The organism is Candidatus Omnitrophota bacterium (assembly GCA_030695905.1).
GTDB lineage: Bacteria > Omnitrophota > Gorgyraeia > 2-01-FULL-45-10 > 2-01-FULL-45-10 > CAZHPY01.
Genome location: JAUYOL010000034.1, coordinates 37,927 through 50,612 on the forward strand (window position 1 = coordinate 37,927; position 12,686 = coordinate 50,612).

General features: G+C 44.4%; 7 protein-coding genes. All 7 read left to right on the forward strand.

Annotated elements, in window-relative coordinates:
• The first annotated feature begins 20 nt into the window (after window positions 1-20).
• Entirely contained in the window at window positions 21-1,199 is a 1,179-nt protein-coding gene (locus Q8R38_05125) for an ROK family protein (protein MDP3791403.1), read from the forward strand.
• Between the two features lie 140 nt (window positions 1,200-1,339).
• On the forward strand, window positions 1,340-1,588 hold the full coding sequence (locus Q8R38_05130; protein MDP3791404.1) for a hypothetical protein: 249 nt from the start codon (window positions 1,340-1,342) through the stop codon (window positions 1,586-1,588).
• Window positions 1,575-3,158: a TolC family protein gene (locus Q8R38_05135; GenBank protein MDP3791405.1), complete on the forward strand. Its 1,584-nt coding sequence runs from the start codon at window positions 1,575-1,577 to the stop codon at window positions 3,156-3,158. Before Q8R38_05130 ends, Q8R38_05135 begins: the two co-directional genes overlap by 14 nt.
• A 13-nt stretch (window positions 3,159-3,171) precedes the next feature.
• A complete protein-coding gene (locus tag Q8R38_05140; GenBank protein ID MDP3791406.1) occupies window positions 3,172-4,461 on the forward strand; it encodes an efflux RND transporter periplasmic adaptor subunit in 1,290 nt (429 codons plus the stop codon).
• A gap of 2 nt (window positions 4,462-4,463) precedes the next feature.
• On the forward strand, window positions 4,464-7,601 hold the full coding sequence (locus Q8R38_05145) for an efflux RND transporter permease subunit (protein ID MDP3791407.1): 3,138 nt from the start codon (window positions 4,464-4,466) through the stop codon (window positions 7,599-7,601).
• Window positions 7,601-10,765, forward strand: a complete 3,165-nt coding sequence (locus tag Q8R38_05150) for an efflux RND transporter permease subunit (GenBank protein ID MDP3791408.1) — start codon at window positions 7,601-7,603, stop codon at window positions 10,763-10,765. The genes Q8R38_05145 and Q8R38_05150 overlap by 1 nt, the downstream gene beginning before the upstream one ends.
• Window positions 10,766-10,977: 212 nt before the next feature.
• On the forward strand, window positions 10,978-12,686 hold a 1,709-nt coding region (locus Q8R38_05155), incomplete at its 3' end, for a hypothetical protein (GenBank protein MDP3791409.1).

Genomic DNA, 12,686 nt, shown 5'->3' on the forward strand with positions numbered 1-12,686 from the left:
ATCTATAGAGGGTTAAGAAAATGGATGCAAAGCCTGACGGGTTGTTTCATTATAGAACTCTCTCTGATAAAGAGAGAAAAAATTTAGCGATTCTCGAACTAATTAGAAAAAAAGGTCCCATCTCCAGAACAGAAATTTCCAGAATAACAGATATAAATGTGGTGTCCGTCTCGAACTATATCAAAGACTACATAGACAAGAAGATATTATTAGAGACCGGATGGGATGTCTCCAGCGGCGGAAGGCGTCCGGAGCTGGTAGAATTAAACAGGAAGAATCTATACGTTATAGGTATCGATGTAGGCAGCCGGGAAGCGGCCGCTGTAATTACGGATCTTTCGATAAATGTACTGGCAAAAATCAGATTGCCTGTATTAACGGACACTATAGACGCGATATCCGAGAAAGCTATCGAGGCCTTCCAGGAAGTGATAAAAAAATCCGGCATAGAAAAAAATAGCGTGATGGCCATAGGGTTGGGCATAGTCGGAGCGAATTCGAAACTTAATTCCGTGAGAGACCATATGCAGGCGAAGACCGGGATTGAAACATTTATGGGCAGTGATGCCGCATGCGCGGCGTTTGGGGAGAAAAGGCTTAATCCTGCCGCCGACGTAGAAGACCTTTTGTATATGTATTCAGATGTAGGTTGCGGCATAATTATACGGGGAGACATATATTTCGGCGCGGGCGGCAATGCCGGCGAGATACAGATATCGCGTGAACATATATCGAGGGAAGAAGAGCTTATATTTTTTAAATCCGCGCAGTATTTAAGGCCATGGGGAATGGACCTTGGCATAACACAGATGGCAATGCATGAGATAGAGAAAGGCGTGGGCACCAAAATCGTCGCGTGCGCTAAGGGCGACACTAAAAATATTACCAAAGAAGTTGTTATAAATGCGGCGATAGAAAATGATGATCTCGCGGTGGATATAATAAGAAACGCGGGCATGAATTTAGGCATTCGTATAGCATACCTGGTAAATCTATTCAATCCCGAGATAGTCGTAGTGGGCGGCGGAGTGGAAAGAGCCGGTGACATTATTTTAGATCCGATAAAAAGCACGGTTAAAAAACTCGCTTTTACCCGGCAGGGTAACAGGGTGAATATAATAACAAGCGCCATTGGCGAAGACGCTGTCAGTATGGGCGCGGCGGCATTGGCGGTAAGAGAAATATTTTTGAAAGCATAAAGGTAAAAAAGAGGGGGTAATTTATGGCGCAGGAAATGTCTTGTAAGGTTTGCGGCAAACCGTTCTTGCCTAATAAGTATCGTCCCAACCAGACGGTATGCTCTTCTCTCGAGTGCCAATATCAGAGGCAACTCGAGAATATGAAAAAGTGGCGCGGCAGAAACCCGAACTATTTCAGGTATAAGGAGAGCCAGGACTCGTCATGGCGCGAGACGTGCAGGCAAAGGTCGCTTGAATGGCGCAAGAAACATCAGGAGTATTTGAAGTTATACAGGGAGGAGCACAGGGACAGGCATAGATCCTATATGAAGGATTACATGAGAAACTATAGGAAGAAAAAAGGGATAACTAAAGGCGAAGATAATAAAAACAGTAATGAATCTGTATAAACATTTAATAATCCCGGGATTGGTTTTATTTTGTGCTTTGGCGCTGTGTGCGGCAGAGTCTTTCGCAGACGAAGAGGTTATGGGCCCCTCGGAAGTCGAAATGGCGGGGCATTCTATTATGGGAGCGAAAGATCCAAACAGTATGCCCGAAGGCGAATTTGTCAAAAATGAGACGGAGCCGGCAAGGATACTGACCCTGGAAGAATGTTTAAATATAGCGATAAAGAATCACCTGCCTCTAAAAACAGTAAAGAAGAGCGTAAAGTTGGCCCAGTGGAGATTGTTTGAAGCACGACGTAACCTGCTGCCAAAGGTGGGCGTAAGGATGGAAGAACATAGCGGGCAGATAGGCGGCCGGCGTTTCTACGGAAAAAGCACCGCAGTCGATCTTCAACAGACGGCCTTCCACGGCGGCGAGTTTATGTACACTATGATGCAGGCGCAGACAAATCTAAAGATAGTAAATAAAGAATATTCGAGGATTAAAAACGATCTTATACTACAGGTTAAAAAAGGATATTATACTCTCGCGAAGGCGAAGGAAAATTTTAAATCTCAAGAGGATCTTTCGCGGGAGACTTCAAGAATACGTGAAATGGTCATTAAGCAATTTGAATCCGGCGTCGGATCCAGTCTCGAATTTTTAAATGTTTCTTCTCAAACCAATCAGATAAGATTTCAATTTGTGTCGGCCAAAGGCGATGTAGAGGTAGCGGAGCTTATATTGAAGCAGGCCATGAGCATAGATTCGGGCGCGAGGATAGATATAGAGCCTCCGAACGAACTTAAAAAGGTGAATATCGATTTTGAAAAAGTTTTGCGCGACGCGCTGGTCCACAGGCCCGAGATGCAGATAAATTCCATGATGATGCAGTACTATATTTATGAGAAGAAGATCGCCAATTCGAAGAGTTGGCCCAAAATAGATTTTATAGGCTCTTTTGGTATGGCCAAGGAAGAATATATAGCCAAAGATATGGGAATTGACCCCGCGACAGGCACGGTCGACCCGGACCAGAAGATGCTCCAGCAGTGGTATGCGGGTGTAAAATGCAGCATCCCCCTCTGGGGGTCTACCGGCGAGTATTCATATACCAAAGAGGTATGGACGCCCGTTGTGAGCGCGTTTCGCGGTACATCTACGATAACCAATTCCTACAAATTTAATTTTTTGGATAACCTTGCCCAATATTCAGAAAAATATTCCGCGGATGTCGATATGGACAGGGCCCGCCAGGAATTGATAAAGATAAAGCAGGACATAACTCTGGAAGTTAAAGAAGTATGCTTTAATTATGAAAAAGCCCTGTTGCAGCTCGATACAGCTGTCAATAAGGTAAAGTACCAGGAAGGCGACCTTGAGCTTGTCAAATTCAGGCGACAGATGGATGAGGCGCAGGATTCCAATGTTATAGAAAGCATGATAAAACTAGCGCAGGAGAGGTTCGGGTATGTACAGGCCCTAAGCGATTGCCAGGTAGCTATCGCAAGCATAAGCAAGGCCGTCGGCGCGCCGGAATACTTTAAAGATATAGAGCCAACGAACGGTAATAACGGTAATAATAAGTGAGGAGCCCGAAATTATGAAGATGATAGACATGAATAGCATTAAGGACAAGTTGAATTTTATGAAGAAGTTCGATTTTAAAAATTTTAAATTTAACAGGAAAGCGTTTCTTATAATAATAGGTGTGCTTATAGTGCTCACAGTCCTGGTTAAAACTACCACAAATATACAAAAAACGCTTTTTAAAAAGAAAGCTGATATAGCGGCGAAAGCAAGGCCGATTACTTTCGAAGAGGACGCTACCGCGGTAAAGGCATATAAGATCAAGAGAATGGATTTTAAGGATACACTGCCCGCGCTTGGTAATATAAAAGGGTTTAAAGAGATAGGCTTAAAGTTTCAGGTGCCGGGCATCATAGAAAGTATAAACTTCGAGGAAGGGGAGAAGATTCAGGAGGGCGACATTATAGCCAGCTTAAACCAGAAGGATGCTCTGCTGAAGTTAAAATATTCGGAGATAGAGTTAAGCAAGAACAAAAAATTATTTGAAATAGGCGCAATAAGCTCGCTTAAGATGGAGCAGTCCAAGCTCGAATATGAATCAGCTAAGAGCGACCTCGATAAAACCAATATTTACGCGGTAAGTAATGGGCTTATGGGGCCCAGAGTTACGGATGTGGGCAGCTATTTTAATCCAAGCGAGTCAGGCGATAAGGTCGGAATTTTTATAAATGCCGATAAAGTATATGCGGAATTCAATATCATAGAGAAAGATATACCTAAAGTGGCGCTGGGCCAAAGAGTGGAAGTATTTGTCGACGCCTATCCCAGCAAGTCTTTTACCGGCACGATAGACAGGATCTCGCCGGTTATAGAGGGCCGCTCCAGGACCCAGACATTAAAGGTGGAGCTCGACAATAAGGATAATATATTGAAGCCGGGCATGTTTATAAGATCGCTCATATCTACCTATGAAAAGAAAGACGCTTTGGTTGTGCCGTCTTCAGCGCTGAAGAAGAAGGAAAATGATTATTTCGCGTATGTGATTCACAAAGAAGAGCCAAAGAGCCTGGCAGAGCCCTCTATGGTCAAAGACAGGAAGAGCCAGAAGCCAAGGGGCCTCTTCGGAATATTTAAAGGCAAAGAAAAAGAAGAGCCAAGGCCTGATTTAAAGATGGCCAAAGAAAAACCCGCCGAATATGGAACGATAGAAGTCAGGAAGGTAGGCATGGGGTATATGTCCGAGGACCTCGTCGAAATAGATAAAGGCCTTGCCGAAGATGAGTTGGTGGTAGTAGAGGTCCAGGAAGAGTTCAAGGATAAAGCAAAAGTTGAAATTGCCGAGGTTCAGGAAGGCGTGCTGTAAAGGTGAATTTACCCAGGTTATCGATAGAAAGACCCGTTACCGTCATGATGGTGGTAACGGCGGTCATTATATTTGGAACAGTATCTTTGATGCTGCTCCCGCAGGAACTTTTTCCTCAGATAGTATATCCGCAGCTTACCGTTGTTACGCCCTATGCCAACGCTGCCCCCGAAGAAATAGAAACGCTTATTACTAAGCCAATCGAAGAAGCTGTCGGTACGGTAGCGGGAGTAAAAAGAATACAGTCTATCTCCAGAGAAGGCCTTTCGATGGTTATCGCGGAGTTTGGCTGGAATCAGAATATAAATTTTGCCGCACTTGGAATGCGTGAAAAGATAGACCTTATAAAGGAACGGCTGCCGCGCGATGCCGAAGAGCCGATAGTATTACCTTATAATCCATTTGACAGGCCCATTCTTATACTCAGTATTACCAGCTCCGCCGACCGGTCGGCCGTGTCCTTAAGAGAACTCGCCCGTAAGATGATAAAGGACGAGATCGAGAAAGTGGAGGGAGTGGCTTCGGCGACGATATCCGGAGGTCTTGAGCGCGAAATACAGGTGGATGTGGATCAGGATAAACTTCAGGCGCGCAACATACCCATTCTTGACGTTTCAAAAGCCGTTTCCAGCGCGAATCTTAATTATCCGGCAGGCACCATTAAGGAAAGCTTCTACGAATACCTTATCAGGACGCTCGGGGAGTTTGAGAAAGTCCGAGATATAGATGAAATCGCTTTGGGCCAGGGCTCTACGGACGAAGAGCTTTACCAAATGCAGTCCGGCGGGCAGGGTGTAGCAAAAGGGCAGATATCTAAAGACAGACGTCTTATATATTTAAAAGATGTGGCTTTAGTGACCGACGGTATAAAAGAGAGGACAAGTTTTTCCAGATACAATGAAAACGAAAATATATCGCTGTCTATTCAGAAGCAGGCCCTCGGCAATACGGTCAAGATAATAAATCGTGTAAAGAAGAAGATAGTCGATCTTAGGGCGGATCTGCCCAAAGATATCAGCATAGCGGTAGTTTATGACCAATCAACGTTTATAAAGAGTTCTATAAACGGTGTGTGGGAAGCGGCGTGGCAGGGCAGCCTACTTGTATTGCTGATACTTTTCTATTTCTTAAGAAATATATGGAGCGCGCTTATAGTTACTTTTACAATTCCTATATCGGTAATGGCCACATTTGCCTTGATGTACTTCTCCGGTGTTTCGATAAACATGATGTCTTTAGGCGGTATCGCGTTTGGAGTAGGCTCTTTAGTCGACGCGGCGATAGTTGTAATTGAAAATATATGCACTCATAGGGAAAAAGGGGTGGATCCAAAAGAAGCCGCTATTGTCGGCGCTGAAGAGGTCGCGATAGCCGTCGCGGGCTCCGTCCTTACAACAGTCGTTGTATTTTTGCCGCTTATCTTTGTAATAGGGATAACAGGCCAGATATTAAAGGACTTCGCTCTTACGGTCACATTTTCACTTCTCGTTTCATGGGTCGCAGCCGTAACGATAATACCTCTTCTCGCGTCACGGGGAATTAACATATCAAAGGAAGAGCCGAAGGCTGTAAAAGGCTTGCGCAGGATTTATTCGGGGATCAGCGAAAGGTTCATCAATAAAAGAGGCAGATATCTTCTGCTTACATTAGTGGTATTTTTAGCGTCGCTTTTGATATTTGCGGTATTGGACAAAGAGTTGATGCCTAAAGTTGACCAGAGCCAGTTTGTGATGAAGGTAGATATGCCTGCGGGGACAAGGCTTGTGGTGACCAATGAAATTTCACAGAGGGTCGAAAAGGTACTAGTAGCATTTCCGGAAGTAGATAGCATCAACGTAACGGTTGGCTCGACGCAGGAATCAACCACGAGAAATGTCCTCGAACGGTTAAGTTCCAATCAGGCGGAAATAGTCATTAATCTTAAGACAAAAAGAAAAATGAAAAGCACAGAAATAGTCCAGTTGATAAAGAACAAGCTGGCGAATATAGACTTAGAGGGTGCAAAGATAGAATACGTATTACAGGAGAATGTCTTGGCCGCGGGAATGCAGGCGCAGGCTCCGGTGACCATAGAAATAAAAGGAAACGACCTTAAAGAGCTGGAAAATATAACCATAAAAATGCAGGATGCGCTTTCGAAGATAGAAGGTATTTATGGTATAAAGAATAATCTTGCCGAGCCTTCGCCGGAAACGAAGATATATATAGATAAGGACAAGGCGTCTATGTATGGGCTCTCTGTGTCGGATATAGCGCAGACGGCTATAATAGCGCTTAAGGGCTCGGCAGCCACTAAATTTAAGGAGAAGGGCCAGGAATACGATATACGCGTACGCTTACGGGAAAAGGACCGCAACAATTTCTCCAAATTGAGCAGGTTGCAGCTTCAGTCTCCTATGGGAATGGGTATTCCTTTGGGGAGCGTTGCCACATTCGGAAAGGGGAAAGGTCCCAGCGAAATAAGAAGAATTAATCAGGAAAGGGTGGTCTCTGTTTACGCCAACGTTTATAATAGGCCGTTAAAAGATGTGTATGCCGACGTAAATAGCGCGATAAAGAGCCTGTCGATACCCAAAAACTATGTCGTTAAGCTTACCGGCGAAAGCGAAGAGATGAAGGCGTCATTTGACAGCTTAAGGAACGCCATAATAGCGATCATACTCCTGGTTTATATGATAATGGCCGCTCTCTTTGAATCACTTTGGCAGCCGTTTATAATAATGTTCACTATACCATTGTCGCTGATAGGCGTGGCGCTGGGGCTTTTTGGCACAGGTACGAGCGTTAGTGTGTATGTTCTCATAGGCGTCGGTATGCTGGGCGGTATAGTGGTCGATAACGCCATAGTTCTTATGGATTATATAAATCTTTTGAAATCAAGAGGCATGAGCGACAAAGATGCGGCCATAGCCGCCAGCGGCGCGAGGCTGCGGGCGATTCTTATGACCGCGCTTACGACTATCCTGGGCCTTGTGCCCATGGCATTTTTGGGTGGGGAAGGTGCCGAGCTCAGAAGGCCAATGGCGATCACCGTAATGAGCGGCCTTCTTATAGCCACATTTCTGACCATAGTAGTAATTCCTACTATATATCTATCCTCATCTGAATTTTTGGGCAGGATTTTCAGAAAGAAAAAGTAATGAGTCTTCCGGAATTTTCAATAAAGCGGCCTATCACGATGCTGATGGTCTATACCATCTTTATCCTTTTGGGCATCCTGTCTCTTATACAGCTTCCCGTAGAGTTATATCCCAATATAAGCTTTGGAGAGATAAGCATCATAATTCAGGTTCGCGGCGGCATACCTCCGACGGAAGTGGAGACTCTTGTCACAAAGCAGGTGGAAGAAGCCGTGGGAACGGTGAGCCATCTCGAAGAGATGCTGTCTATATCTAAAGAAGGGGAATCTACGGTTGTATTAAGCTTTGAGCCTGGTATAGATATGGATTTCGCGGCTCTTGAGGTCAGGGAAAAATTCGCGAAGATCAAAAATAAGCTTCCCAAAGAGATAGAGAAGCCCATCATAGCGCAGTTTAAACGTTCAGACGTGCCGATAATTATCATCGCGGTAACAAGCCTTAGGCGGACAACGGAAGAGATTAGAAAAATAGTCGATGAGAACGTCAGGGAGGCGCTTAAGCGAATAAATGGTGTGGCGGATGTTGAAGTAGCCGGCGGCAGAGAACGTAAGATACTTATAGAGGTGGACCAGAGAAGATTAGCCGCCTATAACATTTCGCTGGAAAGAGTCATATCGACGGTTGGTCTTAATAACCTGAATCTTCTGTCGGGGGAAATGTCCGAAAACAAACAGAAATATCTTATAAGAACCATAGGTTTATATGCCAGCGTAGATGAAATAAAGAGAATCCCTGTCTCGGCTTTACCCAATGGGACTATGATAAGGCTCAAGGATGTGGCCACGGTGCTTGATTCTTATCTTGAGCCTACCGGCTATGCCCGTGTTAATGTGCGGCCTGTCGTGAGCTTATATATACAGAAAGAATCCACCGCCAACACCATTAAAGTAGCCGCTCAGATAGTAAAAGAAGCCGACAGGCTTAAATCAGTTTTACCGTCGGATATCAACCTGGTGGTAACATCAAATCAGGCGGATTTTATAAAGAAATCCATAGATAATTTAAAGGACTCCCTGTTAAAGGGCGCGGGGCTGATAATGTTGGTCCTGGTATTTTTCCTGATACGGCTTGATAGGAACCTTCTTATAATTACAGTCACGCTTCTGGCTGCCACAATGTTTTTACCCGCAAAATTTTTGTACCCTATCTTGATAGGCATGACCATTGCTTCCGCGTCGATATCAAAAATGAGGCCCGTTCTTATAGTGACATCCGCAATTCCGATATCGATAATAATAACATTCGTATTCATGCTGGTCCTAAAGCTATCGCTTAATTTTATGACGTTATTTGGCCTGGCGCTGGGCGTCGGTATGCTGGTCGATAATTCAATAGTAGTCTTTGAGAATATACTGAAGCAAAACGAAAAGAAGATAGGGGGAATTCCTGCGGCAATAGCAGGAACTGAAGAGGTCTGGGTGGCCATTTTGGCCGGCACGCTTACGCACATATCGGTATTTTTGCCTATGGTATTCGTAGGTAATGAAATAAAACTGCTTTATGGAGGGGTTGCCTGGACCGTTACATTTTCGCTTTTAATATCCCTGGTCGTAGCAATAACTGTGGTGCCACTGCTCGCGTCGCGTATGAAGTTTTCCATAGATGATATACCTAAAGGATACGGCTCGACCGGAGTGGTGGGTATAATGAAGATGCTCTATTCGGCGCAGCGCAAGGGAGTCGTGTATTTTATGAGGAACCGGCGCATGGTCTTTCTCATAGCCTTTATTGTGTTTGCTATAGCGCTGTTCTTATTCTCCAAGCTGGGAAAAGAATTTTTGGGCACTACAGAACAGAATAAATTTACAGTGTTTATAGAAATGCCTACGGGAACGAAGCTGGAAGCTACGGATGCGGTTGTAAAACGTGTGGAAACTCTTATAAAAGAGATACCGGAAGTAAAGACGTTTTCATCCAGGGTGGAGCCGTGGTCGAGCAAGATCTATGTGGAATTGGTGGGGCTCTTGCAGCGCAAGCGGTCTGTGGCGGAAGTAATAGATAGCCTGCGTCCGAAGGTAGAAAAGATAAGGCCCGCTTTTATATATTTTGAGGAGGAGCAGGAGGTAGGAACCAAGGAGATTATATTAGAGTTATTTGGATATGATTATGGGATCTTAAGAGAAATAGCTATATCGATGGCTTCGAGGCTCGGCACGATAAAGGGATTTACAGATACCAAGATAAGGATGAGGGAAGGCCGCCCCGAGCTTGGGCTAAGAATTGATAGGGCTCGGGCCAGTATATATGATTTAAACGTTTCAGATGTATGCGATATGGTGCACGCTCAAATGAGGGGCTTGAGGGCAACATTATTCCATACCGCATCCAGCGAGGTGGAGACCATAGCGAGAATAGACGAGAAATACAGAAAAACATTCAAAGACCTGCGCAAGCTGGTGCTTACAAATAAGAAAGAGGACAATATATTTCTGGAGCAGGTGACAGATTTTAAGTATGGCCTGGGTCCGAGCGAAATATGGAGAAAGAACAAGACCAGGATGATACAGGTCAGTGCCAACATAGGAAGGACTCCTTTAAGCAAAGCGGCCGAGCTTACGAAAAGCTCTCTGTCCGACCTGAAACTTCCGGAAGGCTATTTCTACAGGATCGGCGGTAACTACCCCACCATGATCGCCACCCAGAAGCAGATTTGGCCGACGCTTATGCTTGTAACGATATTGATATACCTTATTCTCGCGTCACTATTTGAGTCATATTCACAGCCTCTAATCATAATGCTGTCGGTCCCATTGGCTATCATAGGTGTCGTGATAGCGCTATACGCGACGGGCAAGTCCGTGGGAATGGGTGTTTTTGTCGGGCTTATGATGCTCGGAGGCATAGTCGTGAATAACGCAATTTTATTGATAGATCACGCAAATCAGCTGCGCAAAAAAAGTATAAAATATATAAAAGCGATAATAATGGCATCCCGCGACAGGTTAAGGCCGATAATAATGACCACTCTTACCACTCTTTTGGGGTTACTACCAATGGCGGTAAGCAGCGAAGAAGGGTCTAACCTTTGGAGCCCTCTGGCCATTACTGTCATTGGCGGGCTTATATCATCAACAATTCTTACCCTGCTTATAGTCCCAAGTGCCTATATTGTATCGGAAGACTTTAAGGTTTGGTTGGGCAAATTCCTATCCAGAAAAAAGTAGTAATCAAAGGCGCTTACCGTTAATATCAAGCTATATTATCTTTTAACAGTACTGATGGTTTTACTAATGTTAAGATTTAAAAAAGTTTAATATTGTGCCTTGCCAATGTTGGCTTTATATGGTATATATATTAATGTATCAGTGGTGGGTTAATTTTTTTGAGATGTTTATACAATGTTTAAAAAAGTTTTATAAAAAGGTTAAGAAAGACCATGATAGAATATCAGATAAACCCAACTAAGAGGCTAATCCTCAAGATTGTCGCTGTCTTTTTGATAGCGGCATTTGTGTGGTATGACATATCTTGGGCGGGTGATCTGTATAATTATAACTTAGCACATACAGCGCAAACTGCTTCTACTGCCCCCACCAGGGAAGTCACCAACTATGACCGCCTTTCTTATGATACAAAAGAGTCCGTTGCAAGGAAACTGCTGCCTACCGGATCAGATTCCGAGCAGTCGCAGCAATTTGCCCCTGACTATATCCAGAGCCAGCAGTCGAAACACGAAGAGATAATCCGGCAGAAACAGGACACGCAGGATATGCTAATGTCTCTTGACGAAAGGTTAAGAAGAAAACTTAGTAACAAAGAAGATGAGGAGCTGGATCTTAAAAAGAAGCGCGGGGGCGGCGGCAACAGCCGCTTAGGAGCATCGGGCCAGCCTGTCGAGTATACCTTGTCGGACTACGATGAAGAAGGTAATCCCCAGCAGATAAACATATACAATTACGAGGGCGGCGCCTTAAAGTCGATTACTTCTTACGATATACGCGGGCTGGACCAGTCAAAGTGGATATCAGGCGGCAAAGAAATAGAAAGCAAAGACGGCGATAAGTTCTTTGGATCATACAGCGAAGCGGATAAAACAGGCCTTACGGATGACAGGATACTTGAGAAAGTATTCTATTCCGGAGGCGCCGGATCAGAAAGAATAGATTACGTCTTGAGCGATTATGATACCGAAGGGGTGTCTCACACAGTAAGCGTTTACGATTATAATAAGAATGGCGACACAAATGAGAATCTCGATGAGGTGAGAAGCTATGATAGTGACGGCATTGATATATCGAAGCCTAAGAGTGAATGGGCCAGCCTGTTAACTGAAAATAGGCTTTCCAGGACAAACGTTTATGAAGGCGAGAAGGATAAAGAGAGAGTTAAATATGTTTTAGATGACTATGCTATCGAGGCTAACGGTAATAATGAGCCCAATCAGGTAAGCATCTATGATTACAATAATAACGCCGGTGAAGATGAGAAGAATGAGAGCCTTGACGAAGTAAGAAGTTACGATATTTCGGATTATTATGGCACTGACCAATGGGATGAGGTGCTTGGAGAGCTCTTAAGCGATGATAGCACTATCCTTGAAGACCACAAGCTTGACTTGGAAAGCGTCTCCCTGTTTTCGGGGCCAAAGGGTTCGGAAGTAATTACGCAGGCATTTTACTACGATGGCGGTGAAATAGTCACCCGCAAAGATTATTCTTATTACGAATATGACGCTAAGTATAGCAAGAATAAGAAGCAGGCGTTGAGAAATGTGTATACGTTCAATGTTGAGGATATGGGCACGGAAGAAGCCAGGAGAGTAAGATCTAACATAGTCTATAACGCGGACGGCACCATCGACTTTGCGGCTTCCACTCTTAATGGCGAGCTGGTAGGAGAAGATACGTTTACTGGTTGGGCGAGCAAAGAGAAGATATCCCAGACTCTGGAATATTCCAAGGATGCCACCACAGGTGTATATTCAATCTCTTCCAGAAAGGACTACGCTTACGAGGCCGGCAGATTAGTAGGCTCTTATACATTCGATACTTCAGCTGTAACCACAGGCGAGGCCTCAAAGAGAGAAAAATCTGTCATAGTCTACAATGCCGATGGTTCCATAGACTTCACCAATTCAACATTCAC